Here is a 23268-nt window from a genome sequence, read left to right on the forward strand (position 1 = left end):
AAGGCTAGTATAGACTGAGCTCAAAGATTAGGATAGTACGCACAATAACGATAGGTACTATCTGAAAGGATAGTGTAAACATGGGGATTTCCGACTTTCAAGACGAGAATATGCTTATTCAAGATTCACCTTTTGGTTACACCATGTCAGTCATCGGTGGCAAATGGAAGATGATTATTCTGTATCTGCTCGCTGCCAAACAACCTGTTCGTTTCAATGAAATGCAGCGGCAGATCGGAGCGATCACTTACAAGATTTTGAGCGCACAGCTCAAGGAGCTGCAGGCAGACGGCTTGGTTGAGCGTAAGGAGTATCCACAGATCCCCCCTAAGGTGGAATATTCACTGACACCAAAAGCACAGACGCTCTTGCCTGTATTGGAACAGATGTGCGAATGGGGCGCACAGCATCGGGATTAGTATGTCCGCTTCATGGTCCATGTTCGGAATGGAGAATCTTATGCTAAACTAATTACAATGATGAAATCGGTAGTAGTACCCTTCTATTCCTGTAAGACAGGTTTTAAATCATATGAAAGAAGAGATTGTCGATGGGAAGAAAGCAATCGTTTACGAAAACAGAGCTGCTGGATATGACCAAAAAATTGGTCCTTGAGCATGGTTACGACGGTTTCCACCTCAAGCTGCTTTCACAGCATCTATCCGGAGCCCGAAGCACCATATATCAGTATTACGCGAACAAAGAAGAAATTGTAGCTGCTTGCATGAAGCGAGTTATCGCTGATGTGTTGGAACAAGCATCCGCTGTGGATGAGTCTGATCCCATGAAAGCACTGGAAGATTTACTCCTGGTCTATGTGGAAGAAGCCGCACTTCATCAGCTTCTGGGGGATGCGAATAAAATTAATACGTCCAACTCTCCTGCAGCGGCGAGGGATCTTGAATTCATTGAGGATGCACATCAGACGCTCAAAATGCAATTATCACGTTTGTTTGAGCGCGCTCAACAGAATAAATCTCTGCGCCAAGATATCCCTTTACCTGTACTTATTGGTGTCTTCTTCAACTTATTTAACACACCTAACATGATGAATATTCCTACGGCTGACTGGGGTAGACTACTTTTTCAAACGTGGATCGGCGGAGCCAAGAACTGAGTTTTTTCTTGGGTTCAATTTGACACATGTGTCATTTATATTGTTTAATAATTGAGAACGTGTGTCGCGACACTTCAAATTTGACACAAGTGTCATAAAAAAGGGGTTGAATTCATGTTTCTAGCTATAAAAGAACTAATGCATAGCAAACTGAAATTTCTAATGATTATCATTATTTTTGTATTAATTGCTTGGCTTGTATTTATTCTATCTGGTCTCGGTAATGGATTATCCAACTTAGCTGCCGCCACCTTCAAGAATATGAAAGCTGATTATGTCATCTTCGAAGAAGGCTCACAGTCTTCCATGAGTAAGTCATTACTATCTGCTCAACGTGTGACGGAGGCGGAAAAGCTGCCCAATGTAGAAGCTGCTGCACCTATGGGAAGTACCATGGCAACAGCGATGAAGGGAAAAAGTTCGAAGAATGAAGATAAGGTCGATGTAGCCATTCTAGGCATTAATCCAGGGAGTTTTCTAGAGCCCAATATTGTAGAAGGTCAAGGTCTGTCTTCGGATAACCCTAAGGGTGTCGTAGTGAATATGACCCTGAAAGATGAGGGATTCAAGCTCGGGGATACTTTTCAGCTCGATGGTACGACAGAATCCTTAACGATCGTTGGATTTGTAGAGAATGAGACGTATAACCACGTTGCATCCGTATTTACACCGATGGATCAATGGCGGAAGATTGCCTTTGCGGCTCCGGGTTCCGATAAAGGAATAGCCGAACCGGTTAATGCCATTATGCTACAAGGCGCAAATATTGATTCGGCTGAAATGAATAACAAGCTGTCCGGTACAGATACCGTTACCCGCTCCGGAGCTGTACAAGGTATGCCGGGATACAAAGAAGAAAACGGTACGATTCTGATGATGCTTGCCTTCCTTCTCGCGATCTCTGCCTTTGTGTTGGGTGTATTCTTTTATGTCATCACCATGCAAAAGACCAACCAATTCGGCATTATGAAAGCTATAGGTGCTAGTAACCGGTTTTTGAGTAAAGCCATTGTATCTCAAGTGTTTGTACTGTCGCTGACGAGTATCATCGTTGGGATCCTACTGACTTATGGAACTGCTGCGATTATGCCTAAAGGCATGCCATTCAAGCTGGAAACCAGTCTAGTCGTGACGTATTCTATCATCTTGCTGGTGATTGCGATGTTAAGCTCAATGGTCTCTGTTCGAAAAATTACTAAGATTGATCCACTTAAAGCGCTCGGGAGGGTTGAATAATGACAACAGGACTGCAGATGAATGAAGTCACAATGTACTACGGTGAAGGAAGTCAGCGGATAAAGGCACTCGATCAGGTGTCCTTATCTGTGGAGCCGGGAGAATTCGTTGCTGTTGTTGGTCCGTCCGGGTCGGGTAAAAGTACATTTTTGTCTATTGCGGGGGCCATGCTCAAAGCATCCGAAGGAGAAGTCCGACTGAATGGAAATGTAATATCCACGCTTACGGAAAAAAAATTATCGAATATACGACTGAAAGAGATCGGCTTTATTATGCAATCATCCAATTTGGTTCCTTATCTACATGTTCTCGACCAGCTCCTCGTCGTCAAAAGAATGTCTGGAACCATTCAGAAAGAGGATCGGAAATTTGCTACCAAACTGCTGGAAGAGCTCGGGCTCGGACAGAAGCTCAGAAAATTCCCGGATGAATTATCCGGCGGGGAAAAACAGCGGACGGCCATTGCTCGTGCATTAATGAATGATCCCAACCTGATCTTGGCGGATGAACCCACGGCCAGCCTGGATACCAAAAGAGCACATGAAGTGGTCAGTCTCATGGCCCAAGAGGTAAAATCACGCCAAAAAGCAGCGATCATGGTTACCCATGATGAGCGTATGCTTGCCTATTGCGATAAGGTATACCGAATGAATGATGGAATTCTAACCCTTGCTACAACGTCCTAGAACAAGCTTTAACCCATTTAACCGATGAATGAAAATGATGTAATTCCCTATATGATGAAGAATCAGCTCCCTAATTTGGCGCTGATTCTTCCTTATTTTTATACTAGCTTCCGCTTACTCCGCTCCTACCTCATACTTTAGACACTCTATCTGACTGCCGCTCATAACCTGCTCAGGATGCTCAAGAGGCTTAAGTACTCCTTAAGTTGCCTTGTACCCTTTCCTTTGTAAACCCCATCTGGCGTTCGTCCTGTACTGGTCTACTGCGGCGATATGCACTTGGTGACATCCCATTCTGTTTGTTGAAAATCCGATTAAACTGCGAGAAGCTACTGAAGCCACACTGGGAAGCGATATCTGTAATTTTCTCACTTGTATGCAGCAGTAACTGTTGCGCATTACGGATTCGGGTCATCTGTACATACTCTGTAAAGGTGAAACCCGTCACTTTGTTGAACTGGCGAGACAGATGATGGGCACTCACATAAAAGCGTCTGGACACTTCATCCAGTGACAGCTCCTGCTGATAGTGGCTGTGAATATACGATGCAACGGCATACATCCGCCGGGACATTACGGATCCAGTCTCTTCACGTACATAGGTATTCTCCGCTGAATACCGATGTATACCACACAGGAATTCTACAAATTTATGATGAATAGCCACGGATTGAATGGGAGACATCTGCTGTGATAGCGCAAAAATGTCATTAATGGGGGCAAGGATCTCCTTCCGCCGCTCTTCCGAGAACCGAAAAATAGGAACGGGAGCATGAAATATCGAAAATAGCTCGCTGTAACCGCTCTCAAGTCCAGGCACACTGCGGGGCATAGCAAAATTGATCATTAACCGTTTGGGCGGCATGCCCTTCGGATATTGGGTTTTATGAAGCAAAGCAGGCCGAAGCAGCACAATATCATCAGGCTGAATCTCATATAAACTGCCTTCAATAATATGTGCAGCGGTACGATCCAGCAGTATGCAAATTTCATAGAAATCGTGAAAATGCTGAAACTCCATATTGAGATCATGCGAACGCTCATCGTAATCCAGATAATAAAAAAGGGAATCCTCCGGCTGGTTCACATGGATCGCATATCCCTTCTCATATGACAAAACCGATGATGTCATGGACATGCTCCTTCCCTGTTCATTCATAGCTTTATTTTAGCATGAAATGCAATAAAAAGACGGCATTTTCAGCATACATTACGTAGTTTCGATCATTTCCGGTTTGATATGATAAAGTTAAAATGTCAGCGTTTTCAAAGTTAGAAATTCTATTGTTGTGATTGTTGTCGATTAATCCTTACAACCTGTACTTACTACATACCAAGGTGGGAAACACATATGAAAATCAATTCTTTGTCCACTCGAATTCATACGATTGTGAAACACTTGGAGACTGCACGATTAACGTCTAAGACCTATATACCCGAGCTTTATCATAAAGAGAGCGGATACCATACGTGGGATCTCGTGCATGAAGACCCTTCTTCGTGGAATGTGTTCCGTAAGGGTGATGGCTGGGGCGGTAAGGATGTGCACAGCTGCTTCAAGACCCGCATTCAGATCCCTGATCATATGGAAGGAAAAAAGGTCGTATGTGCTATCGTTACCGGTGCGACAGATATCTGGAATTATGATAACCCGCAGTTTCTGGCGTTCCTGAACGGAGAGCTGATCTGCGGTCTGGATGTGAATCATACCGAGATCGACCTGACGCCTGCCGCTGTCAAAGGCGACGAGTTCGAGCTGGCGCTGTACGCCTATTGCAGCACGTCCGCAGCCGATGTCTTTCTAAACGTATATATTGCCGAGCATCATGAGCCTGTTTCGAATTTGTATTATGACCTGAAGGCTGCACTGGATGCGGCAGACCTGTTACCAGAGGATGATCTCGAGCGCCTGAAGCTGATTGAACAACTGAACGAAGCTGTGAATCTGCTAGATTTACGGCAGGAAAATAGCGAAGCTTTTCACGCATCTGTGCTGAAGGCACGCGACTATCTGCAAAACCATATCTATGGTGAGGCTCGTCCTGACAGTAATCACATCCCAACCGTTCATTGTATCGGTCATACTCATATTGACGTGGCCTGGCTGTGGACGCTGGATCAGACACGGGAAAAAGTCATTCGTAGCTTCGCCAGTGTGCTCTATCTGATGGATAAATTCCCGGAGTACACGTTCATGTCCTCTCAGCCTCAGCTCTATGCATACCTGAAAGCCGACTTCCCGTCTTTGTATGAAAAAATCAAAGAAAAAGTGGCCGAAGGCCGCTGGGAAGCCGAAGGTTCGATGTGGCTGGAGGCCGATTGCAATCTGATCTCCGGTGAATCCATGATCCGCCAGATTATCTATGGCAAGCGTTTCTTCAAAGAAGAGTTCGGCGTTGAGAACCGTGTACTGTGGTTGCCCGATGTATTCGGGTATAGTGCAGCGATGCCACAGATTATGCGCAAGAGCGGTATTGATTATTTTATGACGACGAAAATTGCTTGGAATGATACCAACCAGATTCCGAACGACACGATGTACTGGAGAGGGATTGATGGTTCGGAGGTTCTAACTCATTTTATTACGGCGAAGGACTATATCAAACACCCTGAATTCGGTAAGCACCGTTTCGAAACGACATACAACGGACGGTTCAACGCTTCACAAGTGAAAGGCACATGGCAGCGATATCAGAACAAAAACATCAACACAGATGTATTGCAATGCTTCGGCTTCGGAGACGGCGGCGGTGGACCAACGGAGGAGATGCTGGAACATGGCAGACGGCTTGAAAAAGGACTTCCTGGCGTACCTACGGTGAAACGTACTTTCGTACGTGAGTTTTTTGAAAAGTTAGAGCAGAATCTAGCAGGTGTGCGTTCCGTTCCACGCTGGTCAGGCGAGCTGTATCTGGAATACCATCGCGGTACGTACACATCCATGGCTCGTAACAAAAAGTACAACCGTCACAGCGAATTTGCGCTGGCGGATGCCGAGCTGTTCTCCATGATTCAACGTCAGGCGGATGCAAAGACTGTATATCCAACAGACGCATTGGAGCACGCATGGAAGCTGACGATGCTGAACCAGTTCCATGATATTCTGCCGGGCAGCTCCATTGAACAAGTTTACGTCGATTCGCAGGAGCAGTACGAAGAGGTGCTTCGTGTCACGGACGAGCTGAAGGATAGCGCCTTGAACAGCATTGTGAGCCAGATTACATCGGCTGGCGAAGGAATTGTTGTCTTTAACAGCACGGGCTTTGCACGGACAGATGTGGTGGAACTGCCTTCTTTTGCGAGAAAAGTAACGGTATACGATGGAGAGCGCCCTGTACCAAGTCAGTACACGCCGGAAGGCGGTCTTGTGTTCCTTGCAGAGAATGTGCCTGCTGCAGGATATAAAACGTTCCGGATCATATCAGATGTTGCGGCAGAACACAGTAGTATAGGTGTATCGGTCGCCCAGTGGCAATCCGAGCAGCAATCCATCGAGACCCCTTGGTATGATATTCGCCTGAATGAAAGTGCTGAATTCATATCCGTGTGGGACAAGCTGGAGGGGCGTGAACTGCTTCAATCTGGCGAGCGCGGCAACGTACTTCAAGTGTTCGAAGATCGTCCTGCGGAATATGAGGCATGGAATATTGATGATTATTATGAACAGCAGATGTGGGAAATCAATGACTTACAGTCGATGGAATGGGTCGAAAGCGGCCCTGTACGTTCTGTGCTTCAAGTAAAAAGACAATTCTTGGACTCTGTCGTGGAGCAAACAATTATGTTCTACGCACATACACGGCGGATTGATTTCCGTACCTTCGTAGACTGGAAGCAGGAGCATTTGCTGCTGAAAGCAGCCTTCCCACTCGATATTTGGAGTGAAAAGGCCGTCTATGAAATCCAGTATGGTAATGTGGAACGTGCAACACACCGCAATACCAGCTGGGATCAGGCCCGATTCGAAGTATGTGGTCAGAAGTGGGCGGATCTGGCGGAGAGTGGCTACGGTGCTGCCTTGCTGAATGACTGCAAATACGGATATGACATTCACAATTCTGTGATGCGCCTGTCCTTGATCAAGAGCGCGACCTATCCGAACGAAAATGCCGACAAAGAGCAGCATGCCTTCACCTACTCGCTCTTTCCACATCAAGGTGACTTCCGTGAGGGACGTGTTATTCAGGCGGCTTATGATCTCAACCGTCCGCTGGTTGGCCTGGGAATAGGTTCACAGACCGGCACATTACCGGACATGTGGTCCCTGGCTTCCGTAGATCAGGAGAATGTCGTGCTGGAGGTTGTGAAAAAAGCCGAGGACAACGATGACATGATCATCCGTGTGTATGAAGCCCATGGCCGTCGCAGCCGTGCTTCCCTGCAATTGCCTGAAGGAACAGGTGATACAGGGTTCGCATGTGATCTCTTGGAAAATATCGAAGCAGAGTACCGTATGGAGAATGCACGCATTGCTTTTGACATCAAGCCCTATGAGATTGTGACATTCCGTATCCCGAGCGCATCCAACTAATCCATCCCTAATGTAAAAAACAGCTAAAACGGCAATCATAGAAATGGTTATCGTAAGATGAATAGCAACAAAAAGAGAAGGGTTGCTTCCTGTCATTCGACATGGAGGCAACCCTTCTTTTTTTCAACTAGAATCTATTAAAATTCCTCATACTCGCTCGGATCTTGATTCCACAATCGTCCATCCGCACGATTAAACGAGGCAATCATCTGCATCTCTTCTGCACTCAGATCGAAATCAAAAATATTAATGTTCTCCTGCTGATGCTCTAAAGAACCTGCCTTAGGAATCGGGATCGAACCAAGCTGGATATGCCAGCGCAGAATGATCTGCGTCGGTGTTTTCCCATGGTTGTCCGCAATGCGAAGAATATTCTCGTCTTTCAAAATATCCTGCAAAGCGTCATTGCCACGTCCAATGGGACTCCACGACTCGTTGACAATACCATGCTTCGCATCCTGCTCCCGCTGATTCGCTTGGTCGAAGAATGGATGCAGTTCAATCTGATTCAGACTTGGCGCTACGCCGGTCTCTTGAATCAGCCGTTCATTGTGCTTCGGCAGGAAGTTGCTGACACCGATGGAACGGATATATCCGCGTTTTTTAGCTTCAATCAAGGCTTGCCATGCCTCTACATACATATCCTTCTTCGGATTAGGCCAGTGAATCAGGTACAGATCATAATAATCGAGGTCAGCTCTGTATAGTGACTCTTGTATCGCGACCAACGCTTTGTCATAGGCATGATATCTGCCCGGAAGCTTGGAAGTAATCAAAAGCTCTTCTCTGGCAATAGAGCTTTGTTTGATTGCTCGACCAACCGTTGCTTCATTTTCATAATTGTACGCCGTATCGATCAAGCGGTATCCTACATCAAACGCAGACATTATGGATTGAACGCCCGCTTCTCCTTTCAAACTGTACGTACCAAATCCAATAGCAGGCACCTTCAAGCCGTCATTCAACGTGTACTCGGGGATATGATTCATGTCAGTAACTCTCCTTTGTAAAAGGTGATATGATCTTTCTATGCAAGGATTGGACAAGATAATATGAATCGGTTCTCTCGTTATTCTACCCCTCCGCACCAGCTTGAATCAAATCCATGGATCTTAACTCGTCATACAGAGCAGATTCCCCATCTGGAGTTGTTACATCATGCGGGCTTTTCCCTATGCAAAACTAATATTCACGCACATATTCTCTATTTTCCTTGAGCTGCACAATATCGTGACCCGTCGGATTCTGGAAGGCACGCAACCCGAATGTCGATGCCACCGAAAAGATATGGTCAAAAATATCCGCTTGCACAGTCTCATAGACACTCCAATTGGTGTCATTGCTGAATGCATAGATTTCGAGAGGTAACCCGCGATCCTCCGGAGCAAGCTGTCTCACAATCATCGTCATGTTCTGATTGATCTTCGGATGATTTTTCAAATATTGATGGATATATTCACGAAACACACCAATATTGGTGAGCTGCCGACCATTCACATTACTTTCTCTATTCACTTGATGTTCTGTGTTATAGGCTTCGATTTCCTTTAATTTCGAAGTGATATAATCGGTCAGGTAGTGAATTTTCTCAAACTCCGCCACCATCTCTTCATCGCAAAAACGGATACTGCTAATATCAATAAAAATGCTTCGCTTAATTCTTCGGCCACCAGACACCTGCATACCTCGCCAGTTCCGGAACGAGTCTGATATCAATGCATAACTTGGAATCATGGTGATCGTCTTATCGAAATTCATCACTTTCACCGTGTTCAAGGTAATATCAATTACGTCACCATCAGCATTGTACTTCGGCATCTCGATCCAGTCGCCTACACGTACCATATCATTCGATGACAGCTGTACACCGGCAACCAGACCCAGGATGGAATCTTTGAAGATCAGCATCAATACTGCGGACAAAGCCCCTAGTCCACTGAGGATAATTAACGGATTCTGCCCAACCAGACTCGAGATCACAATAATACCACCGATGATAAACAGAATGATCTTCGCCACCTGAATGTAGCTCTTAATCGGGCGGATTTTGGATACTTCATAGGTCCGATAGATATCGTCAAATACATTCAGTAGCGCATTCAGCACTGTAATCATGACCACAATCATGTAGGTCATTGCCGCTTTTTCAATTAGAGCCTGATAACCCGGGAAAATATATGCGGTGTAATAGATGATAATCGCTGGGACAAGGTGCGATAGTCTCTGGAACAGCTTTTTCTCGACGACAATGTGCCCCCATTTGAACCGATTATGGCTCACAATCCGATGCACAATCTTAATTACAATTCGTTTAGCAATATAATTCGCAATCATCGAAATTAGCGCAATAAATAGTATCATAATCACATTGGAAAGATACCCAAGGTACGGCTCACTCATTCCCAGTTCCTCTAACTGGTTTCTAATTAGATCCATAATGACCTCCTGTCACAGTCTAGTTTAACCTACTATTATAGAGTAGATTCTATAGTAAAGTAAAATGAACGAAGGATATTCTGCACAGGTTTGAACCCCTTTTTTGTGCGGGATTCATATCGACTTATGCACAACAAAAAGACCCTCTCATTCTATAGAATGATGGGTCTGGCTATATGATGCCACTTCATTGGGAAGCTTAGACAACTTAGCTGATCACTCAGCCAATTCTAACAACTCACTCACAGTGACCATTCGATATCCTTCAGCCGTCAGTTCTTCCACCAGCACACGCACGGCCTCTACGGTCTGGGAGCGATCTCCGTACCCATCATGGAAGATTAACACACTACCCGGTTTCACCACGGAACGGGTATGCTCCAGAATGTGTTCAACCCCGGGATTGTCCCAATCCCGAGCATCGCCGTTCACCGCACCAATGGTGCGGTATCCACGTTCCGCAGCCAGAGCTAGGATGTCCTCATTCACGCCAAAAAAAGGCGGCCGGAAACTGCGGGCGGACTTGCCCGTGACTTCCTGAACAAGACGTTCGGCTTGCCGCAGCTCCTCATCAGCCTCTTCCAGCGTGAGCTCGGTCAGGTTCGGATGGGTATATGTATGATTGGCAATCTCATGTCCTTCACGGTGCACCTCTGCTGCAATGTCCGGGTAAGCCTCCATCTCCTTGCCAATCATAAAAAATGTCGCATGGCCACCTGCGCGGCGGAAGATTTCCAGCACTTGATAGGTATATACCGGATGCGGGCCATCATCAAACGTAAAAGCTACAACCTTTTCCTGCACAGATACCTGCTCGACCAACTGTTCCATCATGTAACCACATTCCCCTCTCTGACTGCTCGGATCAACTCTCCCTTATTATTCCATGATTGTAAGCTGTGGTCTAGTCCATATACGTTCAACTTGTTATGTTTACACAGGCTCTCGAATGACAGAATGAAACTCCAATCGCTGATAACCCCAGATTTTTTCGATTCCCTCTTTAACCTTTGATTGCACCCGCAATCATGCTCTTCTGCACCTGTTTGTTCAGCAGCAGATAGATCACCACCGTTGGCACTGTCGTAATCATTAACCCTGCACCAATAATGCCCCACTGCGTAATGTACGTTCCGACCATGGACATCATACCTACCGTCAGCGTCTGATAAGCTGTGTTGTTAATAAACGTTACTGCAAACATCAGTTCATTCCAGCACGACAAAAACGTAAAGATCGCTACCGTCGAGATCGCCGGGGTTACGAGCGGCAGAATAATAGAGAAAAACGTGCGGTAAATCCCGCAACCATCCATGACGGCCGACTCCTCCATCTCTCTTGGGATGCCTTTGAAAAAACTGCCCAGGATGAAGACCGCCATCGGAATCCCAAAGGCTACATAGGGAATGATCAAGGCCCAGTAGCTATTCAGCAGACTCAGGTTTTTCAAAATAATAAACAACGGCAGCAGCGCCGCATGAATCGGCACCATCATGCCCAGCAGAATCATGGTCATCGTCAGCCCACTAAGCTTCCAGTTCATTCTTGTAATCGCGTATCCCGTCATCGAGGACAGGATCAACACCAGAATAATCGAGACCACCGTGACCAGCACGCTATTCATAAAATAGTTCAGGACATGCCCGTCAGATAGTGCCTTGGTATAGTTGCTCCACAGAAAGGCTTTGGGCAGCCCTGCCACGTCGCCGCTGAAAATCTCACTGTTATCCTTCAGGGAGAACAGTGCTAGCCAGATCAGCGGATAAATCTGAATGATAGCGATCAGGAGCAAGAACGCCTGCAGCAGCACTTTGCCGATGGCTCTGGTCATGGAGCGCTGAGGCTGGGTCTTTTTTTGCAACATAATGTTAATGGTACTCATGCTTCTTCCCTCCTCTACTCTGTTTTGAATAATGAATTAATGAGGATGGTACATACCAGACATTCCACAATAATAAAGACCGAAATTGCACTGCCGTATCCGTACCGGAAGGTATCAAAAATCGTCGTATACATCAGCGTGCTCGGCACTTCTGTGCTGTAAAAGGGTCCGCCACCCGTCAGTACATAGATCAGGTCAAACACCTTAAACGCCCCGATCACCGAAAATACAAGGCACACCTTCAGAATGGGCTTCATCAGCGGAATCATAATCGACCACGCCACACGCATCCGGGAAGCACCGTCCATTCGTGCCGCCTCCAGCACATCCTGAGACACCGATTTTGCTCCTGCATACATGAGTAACATGTGGTATCCCATGTACTGCCACAGGGTGGGTATAAACGAAGCCGTCAGAGCCGTTTCCTTCTGACCCAGCCAATCCTGCGCCCAGCTGGATAGACCGATATTTTGCAGCAGCACGTTCAGGAGACCGTAATCCGCGTTGTAGATTTTGGACCATAACTGGGCAATAACCACCGTGGAGATCAGTACAGGAATGAAATATACCGTCCGGTAGAAGCCCTCTCCCTTCACATTGGAAGCCAGAATCAGCGCAAGCACCAGTGAAATGGGCAGTTGAATGAATACGGAAGCGCCAGCGAACAGAAGGGAATTTTGGATCGAGTTGATCACTCGGGTATCCTTGAACATCTCTACATAGTTGTCCAGACCGACAAATGTGCCTTTCCCTACACCATTCCAATCGAGCAGACTGTAATAGCTGGAAACGAAGATCGGAATCAGCACAATACCGCAGAACAGGATCAGTGTAGGCAAAACAAAAACGGCAATCGTACCTTTATTGGAAAATACAGCGTTCATGACTCTTCTCCTCTCAAAGGCGTGACCGGGAAACCCCGGACCACGCCTCGTTTGGGCATTCATTTCAGTGTTAACGCAGGTGCCGCTTGCACGAACACAAATTTACCTCAAACCTATCTCCACCTGTTGCCTGTTAAACCTATAGACTTAGCTCCGTTGGTTTCAGCTGTGCCATCTGTTTGCAGAATTCCTCAGGCGTCACATCACCAGCCAGCAGCTGGGCGATCAGATTTTTGTGTGCTTCCGCAGACTCGGCTGGCAAGATATTATCCCACCAAGCGATGAACGAGGTTGCCGTTTTCATAATGTCCGCAGCAGACAGATCGAGAGAGGACAGGTTGGAGGTGTCGAGTGAATCCGTCTTCCAGCTTGGCAGTCCCGCTCCCGCGAGAAAACCTTGCGTACCGAGCTGCTCACTCAGATACATCAAGAACTCCGTAGCTTCCTTCGGGTGCTTAGTTGTTTGGCTGATATAGAATCCGTCAACCGCGCCACCGAAGATCTCGGTGCTTGTGCCTTTGCCATCTTCAAAGATAGGGAACGGGATCACCTTCACTTTGCCTTTGACTGCCGAGGAAGATGGATCTTCAATGCCTGCATTGACCCAGTTGGCCTGGAACATCATCGCTCCTTTGCCTGCATTAAATGCACCAAGCATCTCGTCATAGCTCATACTGAACATGCTGCTGTTAAATGCCCCGGCCTGTGCCAGCTGCTGCATCTTGGTAGCCGCCGCGATAAAATCTGGAGAATCCCACTTGGACGGGTCTTTAAATGCTTCAATCACCGCTGCATTCCCCGCTTGGCGCATCGCGATGATGTCATACCAGTACATGCCCGGCCAGCGGTCTTTCTCGCCAATTACCGCCGGGGTGATTCCTGCCGCTTTCAGTTTGGTCACAGCGTCCAGCAACTCGTTATATGTAGTCGGGATTTTGGCACCCGCCTGCTCGAACAGTTCCGTATTCACGTAGAGATTGGCAATGTGTGTGTACACAGGCAGTGTGTAGATTTTGCCATCCATATTAATGGCCTCAGCCATCCCCGGACCCATGCGTTCCTTGATATCATCTGTCAGATAACTGGTAATCTCCAGCACGTTACCGGATTGGATATATGGCTGCATAAAGCTGCCTCCGCCCATACCGTAGAACAGGTCTGGTGATTCACCGGCTGCAATGGACGTTTTCACTTTAGTTTTGTATTGCTCACCTGTTGTGCCTGTACGTTCAACCTGGATGTCGGGATGTTCGCTGTTCCATCTCTCCACGATCTCGGGCAGCAGCTTGGCGGAGGGATCTGTTGTACCAACCGATTGATCCCACAGCGTCAGCTTAATCTTGCCATTGCTCTCTCCCTGTGCGCCGCCGTCTGACCCGGATGAGCATGCCGCCAGGCTACCTGCAAGCCCCATAGTCAGTAATAGACTTAATGATTTCTTGAATAGCGCTCTCATCATATGACCTCCCTGATCTTTTATTGGTTATATCCACATTTTAGTAATTGAGCACGGTGTTCTCCATTTAGAAAACAGGCATTGACTTGTAATATTCGAACACATATGAAAGCGTGACCAAATCCTGAAATACGTAAGATTAACTTCTAACATTGCGGTACTCGTTCATGGAGCGGCCGAACTGTTTTTTGAATAACACGCTGAAATAGTGCGGGTCCGGGATACCCACTTGTTCCCCGATCTCATATCCTTTCAAATCGGTCTGCTTCAGCAGTGATTCGGCCTTCTTCATGCGAAGCTGCGTTAAATATTCAACAAACGTCTGCCCGGTTTCTTTTTTCATCAAACGCCCCAAATGACCCGGACTTACATAAAAAGCCGCAGCTGTACTCGATAACCCCACATCTGCATTGCCCATCTGCTCCTCAAGGTACGCCTTGACCTGATCAATAAGATTCCCTTCCCTGGCCTGCCGCTTCATCTGAATCAGATCTGCCACTGTACGAACATACTGTTCCAGCATTATTCTCAGGTCGGGTAAATACTCTGACATTAGCATGCTAGCAACAGCTTCGTTGTTGAACACCTGCTCCCCCTCAAGCTGCTGTTCCATTACTGCACGCTGGCATTCGGTGATTACATCCATAGCTGCCATGCGGAACTGTCCTACGGTGGAGAATGGAGCAGACAGGATCTGCTCGAGTCGGGACACAGCTTCTTCCCCTGCACCAACACTAATGCAGAATTGCAGTTGTTGAAGCATTCCTGTATCGGAGCAATAAGACTGACTTGGGTCATGACTGTTTATTACGCTGTTTATTACGAGATCCTCGAAGTATATCACCTGATTTTTCCCTACAAACGTCTGATACTCCAGAGCACGACAAGCTTCCCGATATGCCACAGACACCTCTCCCCACCCTGAGTGCGTCTTGCCAATACCAATCGTCACATTGACTTCAATGCCCTCGGCAGTGAGTGCCTGTTGTAATTTTTCCTGAAGAGGCTCCACCTGAGCAGTCAGACTGGCGTCTGGGGCCGTTGCGAGAATGACAATCCGGTTACGCGTGTCCATTACGATCACTTTTTGCATATCTGGTTCGTAATAGACCTGAACATGCTTCAACCCCTCCATGCGTAGCAGGATCTGAATCTCCTCTGAGTCTGAGTGTTTACATTCAGCTTGCTGTTGAACAGAAGCCTCTATCTCTATAACAGCTACCTGAACCTCCAGAATATGAGAAGAGAGGGGAATCCCGAAGAAACGTACCTGCTCGCGCACTTCCTCCTCATGCAACACACCCTGCAACCACTGATTCACAAAACGTTCCTTAAGATACGGCAGACTGCGCTTCATCTCCTCCCGCAACTTGACCAGTTCATATTCCCTTCCTCTCTCCTGCTCGATAGCGGCTCGCAGCTTCGTGGTAACCTGTACTAATTCAGAAGCCCGGATCGGTTTCAAAATAAAATCAGATATGCCCAGCTTCACGCTCTGACGTGCATATTCAAATTCATCATGTCCCGTCACCACTACGATTTTGACACTGGGGTAACGGTCCAGAATCAGTCCACTCAGCTCAATGCCGTCCATCGTGGGCATATAAATATCTGTGAACACGATATCCGGATGCAGTAACTCCACTTGCTCTAATGCCTCCGCAGCATTCGAGGCCTCACCAACAATCTGCATGCCTTGCTGCTGCCAATCCATGCGCATTCGTAGCAGATTACGGATGAGATACTCGTCATCCACGATTAATACTTTTAAAAGTTGTTGTTCCATGATGCAGCTTCTCCCTTCGGGATGATAATGGTTATCGTGGTTCCTTTTCCAATCACACTCTCTAGTTGCAGTCCGTCTTCTCGATCATAAAAAATACGCAGCCGCTCCATCGTCCCCCACAGACCAAAGCTTGCATTCATGTTAGCCGTGGGACGGCTCGCTTTGTTCAATGCTGTAAGCTGGATCTGCTGCACTTGTTCCTCAGACATCCCCACTCCATCATCCGCAAGGGTTAGCATGACGACGTCCCCCGTTAGCCGGGCCTCGATACGTATCATGCCGGGGCTGCCTTTGGCGCGAATGCCGTGATATAGGGAATTTTCCACCAGCGGCTGGAGTACGAGCTTTGGAATCATCACCTGCGCACAGTCTGAATCAATGTCGTACTGTACCTCAACTACGCCCGGATACCGTACCTGCTGAATGGTCAGATAATGACGAACAATCTCAACTTCTTCGCGTAGTGTAATGACTTCATTACCTTTGCTCACACTCAGACGGTAGTAACTTCCGAGGGCCTCCAGCATCTCGCACACTTTGTCGTTCATACCAGACATTGCAAGGGATGTGATAGAGTCGAGGGTGTTGTACAAAAAATGTGGCTTGATCTGTGCTTGGAGGGTGTTTAGCTCGGCTCGGCGGATCGTCTGTTGCTCCTGAATCATGCGCCTCAGCATCTCTTCAATCTGCTCAATCATCTGGTTGTATCCGCTATAAAGCTGTTCGAATTCGTAACTGTTCAGTTCCACTTGGACTTTGCGGAAGTTACCACTTGGTGCTTTCTGCATGGATCGGAGTAACTTATGAATCGGCTTGATCACACTGCGAGAGATGATGAATGAACTGATGAAAAAGACAGACCCGTTTACCGCCAGCAGCATGAGAGCCAGCAAAACCAAGGATTTATTGCGGGTATCTGTGGCACGGTATGGACTCATGCTGATGTACTTCCACTGATCATCACCAGCCGAGCGGTAGGTTACTGCGTAATCCTGTCCGCCGGAATGCAACGTCACAGAGCCGGAGGGATGCTCCTGAAAGGCTTGCTTTAACTTGACCTGATTCGTCTCTAGAATCTCGTGCATCCCTGTCTGCTTTTCAGTACCGAACATGGATGCTTGGGATGCAAAAGACCCTTCTAATTTCGGAGATGCTAGAGATACTGGAGTTGCTGCAAGGACGTTATCAAGGGCGTTATATTTTGCAGATGCTGTAGAAGCAGTGTTTATTGAGTTATTGGTTGTAGCGTTTTGGGTGGCATTTGATGTAGCATTTGATGTAGCAGTTGATGTGGCATTTGTTGCGATGATCTGCAGATGCTCGTCCAAAATAGCCACTTGGAATGAATCAGGTGCAGACAGATTGGCATAAGCCTGGGCAATGGATTTCTCTTTGATGTTCATAACAAGAAAACCCAGCGGCGCTGTATCATCCAAGTCTCGGATCAAACGAATAAACGAGACCACATTTTCTCCCTCCTCCTTCTCCTTCTCCTCTTCCCTAGAATTCGAGCGATCGTCTTCATTTTTGCTGTCATTTAACCTAAGTACGTATCGCCCTTTGTAGTTCAAAGCCTGTTCATACCAGGGTGCATCCTGCACATTCGCTTCGAGAAACATAGGCCACTCCTGTGTCCCGACCGAAAAGCGATGCCCCGAATTGTCGTAGATGTAGACCGAATCAATAATTGGTACCGCTTGCATAAGATTAGTCAGATACGAGCTAACCTTGGATTGGGTCTGCAAATTGGAGTACACATTACCCTGACGAAGCAGGTTCTGCAGATTGGGATCAGAGAATATCATTTTCGAATAATTGTTGACGTTCTCGATCATGAGGTTCACATTCGTCTGGATTGACGTAATCGTCTGCAGCGATGCTTCATTGATTTTCTGCTGCGCGTCATTTTCCGAAATGCGGTTCAGCACCAGTGCACTAAACGCTACCGTTAGCAGAATAATGACAAAGTACGCAAAGGGGATTTTAAAGGCGAGTGTCTTGGGCTTGCGCTGGATAAACTCTTTCAAGTGAAACTTTAGATGAAACTTCCTTTTCAACATCTGACCCTCCCATGGATTAACATTTCCGATCATGTAACTCTCTCGGATTTATACAATTGTATATGATATGCCTGAATCTGGAAGGGGGCTTAATATCTTTTATGGACATGTTGCCATACTCTGCTTCGTGATCGTAGAAATGATGAGGTAGGTAGAGACAAGGTGCATTGAGTATGGATATAGGTGAGACGACAAAAAACGACCTCCACTGTTAGATGTGAAGATCGCATCATATTAGAGAAATAAAGGTGGATGGGGAGATTGAATTATAACGAGAACTCAGTGACATCCTTTTTAGAGGCATATTTCAGTGTATAGCTTCCTTCTTTGCCGTAAGGCATGGTTGCAATTAGAATACGAGTGTAATCCAGACGACTCTCTCGCAGTACTTTTTTGACCAGCGCAATGCCCCGCTCTTCCTCCGCCACGACACAGAAGATGTTCATCACATATTTGTTCGGATCGGCCATACTGCTCCCTTGGTCACATCCGTCCACCTCTCCCAACTCGTGCTCGTTCAGAGCAACCTCTAAGTATTCCATTACCTTTTCCTTTAACCACTGATCACGTTTACTGCCTTTCGCACTTTTCAGGGGATATTGCACAACAAGCCAATGTTTTTCGGCCATTTGGGTTCACTCCCTTTTCACTTCAACTGATCTCGAGGCGCTACTAGCACTAATGCTTATCTATTGGGATCATATCATGAATAGGTTTAAGATCTAAGATCTTATAAATAATCCGTTGATTCTCTTGATTGGTATGAAGACAAATTAGAGCATTTGAATTTCGTACAACCACTCAAATCTTTATATAGCCGATGATATCCTTGTCGGCAACATACTTTAGCGTGTAACTTTTAGCGTGAGATATCTTTATTATTCATTTTATTCATGTTTATTTTATTATTATTTTTAATATTATTAAAAAATAGTTTAACTTTATTTATAAGTGTGTTATTATCATTTCGAGAGGAGGGGAATTATGGAAAGAGGAGACCTGCCTAACTGGGTACTTTCTTTGGAAAATGAGGACCTTGAGTTCATAAAGAAGTTTGTTCTCACATCCGGATCCTTAAAAGAGATTGCCAAAATATATGAAGTTTCGTACCCTACAGTTCGAATCAAACTCGATCGATTAATTGAGAAGATAAAGGTTAATGAGGTAGAGAAGAATGAAGACTTCATCAAATTTATTAAGAATTTATCCATCGATGACCGGATCAGTCTGGAAGACGCAAAACTAATTATCGAAAAGTACAAATCAGAAAGGAAAGATTAATTATGACAGATATATACAATCTATTCATCATTGTGGGAATACTAGCACTTCAGTATTTGCTATCCACTCGAAATCATATTCTTTGGGGGGCACTCATCCCCCTGGGATATATCGCATTCTCTATATGGATGTTGGTCACAGATCGATATCAGAGTGTCCTAAGCTTCACACTGTACTTGTTGTTAGGCTTACTCTTCCTGATCTCGGAATGGAATGTAGGTAGAAAATCGCTACAGCAAAAGAGAAATAAAGAACTTATGAAGATGAGAACCCAAGATATTAAATAAAGATTTAGCCTGCTTATAGCATAAACAGAGAAACCACCAACCAGAACGCTGATTGATGGTTTCTTTCTTGATTCTAATGGAGGCGAACCGTTGCCATACAATACCACAATTCGCCGATGTGCATTTCCTAGGTAAGAGCCAAACAACGATCCATCTTTATACACTATGCCTGCGAAGATGATCAGTAAGTGCCATCGCGGCAGAATAACCGGAGCTCCAGGCCCATTGCAGGTTATAGCCACCGCAATCCCCATCCACATCCATCACCTCGCCGGCAAAATAGAGCCCTGGCACAAGCTTCGATTCGAGCGTTCCTTCTTTTAAATCTGTCGTGTCGATGCCGCCAGCTGTCGTTTGAGCGGCCGGAAAACCATTGGTATCGGTCACGATAAATTCCCACTTCTTCATGAGGCGGCATAACGCCTTTCTAGTTTTCCACGAGAGATCCTGACACAACAGATTCTGATCCCGATCGCTGATTCCTGCCTCTTTCAAGAGGACGGGGATCAGCTTCTTGTTCAAGATGCCGATCAGGGAAGCAGCCACCGTCCGGTGTCCAAACATTCCCCAATGTGTATCGAGAAAATCAATAACCTCTTCCTCAGTTCGGTCTGGCATCATATCCAGCGATAAGATTACCTTTTCTCCCTTTCCAAGTTGGAATGCAGCCTTTCGGCTTAACTGGAGAATCGGCGGGCCGGAAGCCCCATAATTCGTAAACAGCACCTCTCCATACTCACTTCGGATCACTTCACCATTAACGATGATGTGCCCCCATCCTTCGAACTTAACTCCGGTAATTTCCTTCAGATGTGGGCTATCCAGCTTCAATTGGACAATTCCGGGTACAGGATGGATCAAGGTATGTCCCAGTCGCTGGGCAAGTGTGTAACCGGAGCCGTCTGTTCCTGTTTTCGGAGCGGTAAGGCCGCCTGTGCAGATGAAGAGATAATCGCTGGTATAGGTGACCTTCCCCTCTGCCTCCGTCTCGCAATGAATCGTGAATCGTGGATGTTCCTCCGACACGGTAACGTCCAATACTTTGGTTTTGTAGTATATCGGAACATTCCGATCTTCCAGGGCAATCCGGAAAACTTCTAACACCGAAGCAGCCTGCAGCGACATCGGGTACATTCGACCATTCTCAATCGCGGTCAGCGGAAGTCCGAGTGTATTAAAGAAATCGATCGTTTGCCGAACACCAAATTGCCGCAATACAGGCAGCGGAAATTCCTCCTGATTGCTGTGATATTTGACTGACAAATTGGCCGCTTCGTCTGCACCTGTCACCGTAGATTGGTTCGTAATATTGCAGCGCCCATTACCAGTCGTTAGGACCTTCTTGCCAAGACGGTCGTTGCCCTCAATAATCGCAGTATCGATCCCTTGGTCACGAGCAGTAACGGCGGCCATGAGACCTGAGGCGCCTGCACCGATAATAAACAACTTATGGTGCATCGTAGATTTCGATTTATACATATATGTTGAATTCATTCCTTTATCTAATAGCTTTATCTGAAAATGTGCTTCCCTAACGCCATCGCGGCCGTATACCCGGAGCTCCAGGCCCACTGCAGGTTATACCCACCCAATTCGCCATCGACATCCATGATCTCACCGGTCAAATAGAGCCCAGGCACAAGCTTGGATTCCATTGTATCTGCGACGAGCTCTTTCGTAGTGATGCCGCCGGCTGTTGCTTGCGCGTGCTCAAAGCTTTGCGTTTCGGTCACCTTAAACTCCCAACTCTTCAATAGCTTATAGAAGAGCTTTTTGGTTTTCCACGAGAGATCTTGGCATAGCAGGCCCGACTCTTGGTCAATTTTCGCTTCCTTCAGCAGGACGGAGACGATTTTCTTGTGTAAAAAACCGACGAAAGACTCCGCGACCGTTCGGTGCGCGAACGTCCCCCAGTTTGTCTCCAGAAATTCGATAACCTCTTCCTCCGTGCGGTTCGGCATCAAATCGATAGATAGGGTGACGTTGTCCCCTTTCCCGAGGTGAACGGCCGCCTTCCGGCCAAGCTGTAGGACCGCTGGACCGGAGAAGCCGTAATCGGTGTAGTGAATTTCGCCTGTTTCACTGCGGACGATTTTGCCGTTCACGAGGAGGTCGGCTCGTCCTTGGAGTTTGATGCCGGATAGTGCCTTCTGATATGGATATTTCACCTTCAATTGCACAAGGGCCGGAACAGGCTCCACCAAGGAATGCCCCATTCGCTGGGCAATGGTATATCCGGACCCATCCGTCCCCGCATTCTGGCCGGTAAGACCACCCGTACAGAGAAATAGATATTCGCTAGTATAGACCACCTGCTCCTCTGTTTCCGTTCGACATGTAATTGTAAATCGCGGTTGATCTGCCGATACGGTGACATCAATCACTTTATTGTTAAGGTATACCGGAATGTTCCGCTCCTCTAGAGCAAGATCGAAAATATCCACCACAGATGCCGCCTGTAGTGACATCGGATACATTAAACCCTCTTTTAATTTCGTGAGCGGCAGCCCGAGCACCTGAAAAAAATCAATGGTTTGACTGATGCCGAATTGTTGCAGCACAGGAAGCGTGAATTCAGCCTGACTGCCGTAATACTTACGCGATAAGGCTACCGCTTCGTCATCCGTACCCGTCGCAGTGGAATCGTTCGTAATATTACAACGACCGTCGCCTGTCATGGAGATTTTCTTCCCAATCCGGTCATTCCCCTCCAGAATGGCGATATCCATACCTAAATCCCGCGCAGTAATAGCGGCCATAAGCCCTGATGCGCCTGCGCCGATTATAATTAATTGGTGGTGCAATATAGCCTGATCATCGTGCATAGTTAGTCAATGTACTCCTTGTCCAATAGATTTATATATAGAAATGTGAAATGTGATTTTTCAAAAGATATTACACTTACTAATTATAACATAGGAGTATGCACCGCATAATCCCGTAAAGTATTCCTGACACCACGCCCTATTACAGTTATGCCCTAAATATGAAAAACACCATCCTAAAGGATGGTGTGGAGACACGGGGAGTCAAACCCCTGTCCGAAGATAACGAATATAAGCCTCTACGGGTCTAGTCACGGTTTTGATGTCACCTGAAATTAGTTTGTTAAGGAACCACTAGCCATCATAAACATATGTCCCCCTCTCACTCGATCTCCTTCGGGTCATCCGTTTAAAAGAATGGAAACCTATTATCAATCGCATGCAGACCGTCACTCCCCTATAGGCTTCTGCATAGAATGGAGAAAATGAACGAATCTAAATTGGAGGTCATGACCATGAACTTGCAACTGCAGGGGCAACAAGAACAAACATTGTTTCGAATGGATCCAACCACTATGAATAACTTAAAATCCATTCAAGACCATGTAACAAATATATGTAAAAACCATGTTAATACACTTGTTCGAGTGGAGACAGTAGATGGCGATGTTTTTGAAGGGTTACTCATCCACAGTGAAAGGGGAATTTTATACTTAAAACTACCAAGCCCTATGACTAATCGAGGCTTTGTTCCTGGTTTCCAAAATGATGTCGTATTACCCCTAGTGCTATTCAATTTACTCGCCATTTCATTATTATAGGCCTGACCCAAGCCTAATCCTATCATTAAGGAGTGAAATC

General features: G+C 46.4%; 19 protein-coding genes. 7 read left to right on the plus strand and 12 right to left on the minus strand.

From position 1 onward, the window contains the following. Window positions 1-80 precede the first annotated feature (80 nt). The 4 genes from PQG66_RS22090 (at window position 81) to PQG66_RS22105 (ending at window position 3039) form a co-directional block, all read left to right on the plus strand. The gene (locus tag PQG66_RS22090) at window positions 81-419 is read left to right on the plus strand and encodes a winged helix-turn-helix transcriptional regulator (RefSeq protein ID WP_272039994.1); all 339 of its coding nucleotides are present in this window, start codon (window positions 81-83) and stop codon (window positions 417-419) included. A 131-nt stretch (window positions 420-550) separates the two neighbouring features. Next, on the plus strand, window positions 551-1117 hold the full coding sequence (locus PQG66_RS22095; RefSeq protein WP_272039995.1) for a TetR/AcrR family transcriptional regulator: 567 nt from the start codon (window positions 551-553) through the stop codon (window positions 1115-1117). Between the two features lie 114 nt (window positions 1118-1231). Next, window positions 1232-2353 carry an ABC transporter permease gene (locus PQG66_RS22100; RefSeq protein ID WP_272039996.1) on the plus strand — a complete coding sequence of 374 codons (1122 nt, stop codon included), beginning with the start codon at window positions 1232-1234 and terminating at the stop codon, window positions 2351-2353. Beyond that, window positions 2353-3039, plus strand: a complete 687-nt coding sequence (locus PQG66_RS22105; RefSeq protein ID WP_272039997.1) for an ABC transporter ATP-binding protein — start codon at window positions 2353-2355, stop codon at window positions 3037-3039. Before PQG66_RS22100 ends, PQG66_RS22105 begins: the two co-directional genes overlap by 1 nt. Window positions 3040-3229: 190 nt before the next feature. Here PQG66_RS22105 and PQG66_RS22110 read toward each other — a convergent pair whose 3' ends face one another. Beyond that, on the minus strand, window positions 3230-4171 hold the full coding sequence (locus PQG66_RS22110; protein ID WP_272039998.1) for an AraC family transcriptional regulator: 942 nt from the start codon (window positions 4169-4171) through the stop codon (window positions 3230-3232). A gap of 219 nt (window positions 4172-4390) precedes the next feature. Here PQG66_RS22110 and PQG66_RS22115 point away from each other — a divergent pair, with 219 nt between their 5' ends. Next, a complete protein-coding gene (locus PQG66_RS22115) occupies window positions 4391-7570 on the plus strand; it encodes an alpha-mannosidase (RefSeq protein WP_272039999.1) in 3180 nt (1059 codons plus the stop codon). A 137-nt stretch (window positions 7571-7707) separates the two neighbouring features. On the opposite strand, the gene PQG66_RS22120 is transcribed toward PQG66_RS22115, so the two are convergent. From PQG66_RS22120 to PQG66_RS22160, 9 genes are all read right to left on the minus strand, one after another. After that, complete coding sequence (locus PQG66_RS22120; RefSeq protein ID WP_272040000.1) at window positions 7708-8559, minus strand: aldo/keto reductase; 852 nt, start codon at window positions 8557-8559, stop codon at window positions 7708-7710. A gap of 193 nt (window positions 8560-8752) precedes the next feature. Next, window positions 8753-10006, minus strand: a complete 1254-nt coding sequence (locus PQG66_RS22125; RefSeq protein WP_272040001.1) for a mechanosensitive ion channel family protein — start codon at window positions 10004-10006, stop codon at window positions 8753-8755. A gap of 216 nt (window positions 10007-10222) precedes the next feature. Beyond that, complete coding sequence (locus PQG66_RS22130) at window positions 10223-10840, minus strand: polysaccharide deacetylase family protein (protein WP_272040002.1); 618 nt, start codon at window positions 10838-10840, stop codon at window positions 10223-10225. Between the two features lie 169 nt (window positions 10841-11009). Next, window positions 11010-11888, minus strand: a complete 879-nt coding sequence (locus PQG66_RS22135) for a carbohydrate ABC transporter permease (protein ID WP_272040003.1) — start codon at window positions 11886-11888, stop codon at window positions 11010-11012. Between the two features lie 14 nt (window positions 11889-11902). Further along, window positions 11903-12772: a carbohydrate ABC transporter permease gene (locus PQG66_RS22140; protein ID WP_272040004.1), complete on the minus strand. Its 870-nt coding sequence runs from the start codon at window positions 12770-12772 to the stop codon at window positions 11903-11905. Window positions 12773-12911: 139 nt separating this feature from the next. Further along, entirely contained in the window at window positions 12912-14231 is a 1320-nt protein-coding gene (locus PQG66_RS22145) for an extracellular solute-binding protein (RefSeq protein ID WP_272040005.1), read from the minus strand. Between the two features lie 136 nt (window positions 14232-14367). After that, window positions 14368-16014 carry a response regulator transcription factor gene (locus PQG66_RS22150; RefSeq protein ID WP_272040007.1) on the minus strand — a complete coding sequence of 549 codons (1647 nt, stop codon included), beginning with the start codon at window positions 16012-16014 and terminating at the stop codon, window positions 14368-14370. Then, window positions 15996-18074 (minus strand): cache domain-containing sensor histidine kinase, encoded by a 2079-nt coding sequence (locus PQG66_RS22155; RefSeq protein WP_272040008.1) that lies wholly within the window; start codon window positions 18072-18074, stop codon window positions 15996-15998. The genes PQG66_RS22150 and PQG66_RS22155 overlap by 19 nt, the downstream gene beginning before the upstream one ends. 266 nt (window positions 18075-18340) lie before the next feature. Further along, window positions 18341-18703, minus strand: a complete 363-nt coding sequence (locus PQG66_RS22160) for a hypothetical protein (RefSeq protein WP_272040009.1) — start codon at window positions 18701-18703, stop codon at window positions 18341-18343. A gap of 355 nt (window positions 18704-19058) precedes the next feature. On the opposite strand from PQG66_RS22160, the gene PQG66_RS22165 reads away from it, so the two are divergent. Next, window positions 19059-19355: a DUF2089 family protein gene (locus PQG66_RS22165; protein ID WP_272040010.1), complete on the plus strand. Its 297-nt coding sequence runs from the start codon at window positions 19059-19061 to the stop codon at window positions 19353-19355. Between the two features lie 443 nt (window positions 19356-19798). Here the strand turns inward: PQG66_RS22165 and PQG66_RS22170 are convergent, their stop codons facing one another. Further along, a complete protein-coding gene (locus PQG66_RS22170; protein ID WP_272040011.1) occupies window positions 19799-21136 on the minus strand; it encodes an NAD(P)/FAD-dependent oxidoreductase in 1338 nt (445 codons plus the stop codon). 17 nt (window positions 21137-21153) lie between these two features. After that, window positions 21154-22467: an NAD(P)/FAD-dependent oxidoreductase gene (locus tag PQG66_RS22175; RefSeq protein WP_272040012.1), complete on the minus strand. Its 1314-nt coding sequence runs from the start codon at window positions 22465-22467 to the stop codon at window positions 21154-21156. Between the two features lie 455 nt (window positions 22468-22922). Between PQG66_RS22175 and PQG66_RS22180 the strand changes: the two genes are divergently transcribed. Next, window positions 22923-23228 (plus strand): hypothetical protein, encoded by a 306-nt coding sequence (locus PQG66_RS22180; protein WP_272040013.1) that lies wholly within the window; start codon window positions 22923-22925, stop codon window positions 23226-23228. Window positions 23229-23268 lie beyond the last annotated feature (40 nt).

It is taken from the genome of Paenibacillus sp. JJ-100 (assembly GCF_948329825.1).
GTDB lineage: Bacteria > Bacillota > Bacilli > Paenibacillales > Paenibacillaceae > Paenibacillus.

What these genes read in the sequence shown, in the direction of transcription:
- PQG66_RS22090 (WP_272039994.1), top strand. Translation starts at nt 81, where the DNA reads ATGGGGATTTCCGACTTTCAAGACGAGAATATGCTTATTCAAGATTCA.
- PQG66_RS22095 (WP_272039995.1), top strand. Translation starts at nt 551, where the DNA reads ATGGGAAGAAAGCAATCGTTTACGAAAACAGAGCTGCTGGATATGACC.
- PQG66_RS22100 (WP_272039996.1), top strand. Translation starts at nt 1,232, where the DNA reads ATGTTTCTAGCTATAAAAGAACTAATGCATAGCAAACTGAAATTTCTA.
- PQG66_RS22105 (WP_272039997.1), top strand. Translation starts at nt 2,353, where the DNA reads ATGACAACAGGACTGCAGATGAATGAAGTCACAATGTACTACGGTGAA.
- PQG66_RS22110 (WP_272039998.1), bottom strand. Translation starts at nt 4,171, where the DNA reads ATGACATCATCGGTTTTGTCATATGAGAAGGGATATGCGATCCATGTG.
- PQG66_RS22115 (WP_272039999.1), top strand. Translation starts at nt 4,391, where the DNA reads ATGAAAATCAATTCTTTGTCCACTCGAATTCATACGATTGTGAAACAC.
- PQG66_RS22120 (WP_272040000.1), bottom strand. Translation starts at nt 8,559, where the DNA reads ATGAATCATATCCCCGAGTACACGTTGAATGACGGCTTGAAGGTGCCT.
- PQG66_RS22125 (WP_272040001.1), bottom strand. Translation starts at nt 10,006, where the DNA reads ATGGATCTAATTAGAAACCAGTTAGAGGAACTGGGAATGAGTGAGCCG.
- PQG66_RS22130 (WP_272040002.1), bottom strand. Translation starts at nt 10,840, where the DNA reads ATGATGGAACAGTTGGTCGAGCAGGTATCTGTGCAGGAAAAGGTTGTA.
- PQG66_RS22135 (WP_272040003.1), bottom strand. Translation starts at nt 11,888, where the DNA reads ATGAGTACCATTAACATTATGTTGCAAAAAAAGACCCAGCCTCAGCGC.
- PQG66_RS22140 (WP_272040004.1), bottom strand. Translation starts at nt 12,772, where the DNA reads ATGAACGCTGTATTTTCCAATAAAGGTACGATTGCCGTTTTTGTTTTG.
- PQG66_RS22145 (WP_272040005.1), bottom strand. Translation starts at nt 14,231, where the DNA reads ATGATGAGAGCGCTATTCAAGAAATCATTAAGTCTATTACTGACTATG.
- PQG66_RS22150 (WP_272040007.1), bottom strand. Translation starts at nt 16,014, where the DNA reads ATGGAACAACAACTTTTAAAAGTATTAATCGTGGATGACGAGTATCTC.
- PQG66_RS22155 (WP_272040008.1), bottom strand. Translation starts at nt 18,074, where the DNA reads ATGTTGAAAAGGAAGTTTCATCTAAAGTTTCACTTGAAAGAGTTTATC.
- PQG66_RS22160 (WP_272040009.1), bottom strand. Translation starts at nt 18,703, where the DNA reads ATGGCCGAAAAACATTGGCTTGTTGTGCAATATCCCCTGAAAAGTGCG.
- PQG66_RS22165 (WP_272040010.1), top strand. Translation starts at nt 19,059, where the DNA reads ATGGAAAGAGGAGACCTGCCTAACTGGGTACTTTCTTTGGAAAATGAG.
- PQG66_RS22170 (WP_272040011.1), bottom strand. Translation starts at nt 21,136, where the DNA reads ATGAATTCAACATATATGTATAAATCGAAATCTACGATGCACCATAAG.
- PQG66_RS22175 (WP_272040012.1), bottom strand. Translation starts at nt 22,467, where the DNA reads ATGCACGATGATCAGGCTATATTGCACCACCAATTAATTATAATCGGC.
- PQG66_RS22180 (WP_272040013.1), top strand. Translation starts at nt 22,923, where the DNA reads ATGAACTTGCAACTGCAGGGGCAACAAGAACAAACATTGTTTCGAATG.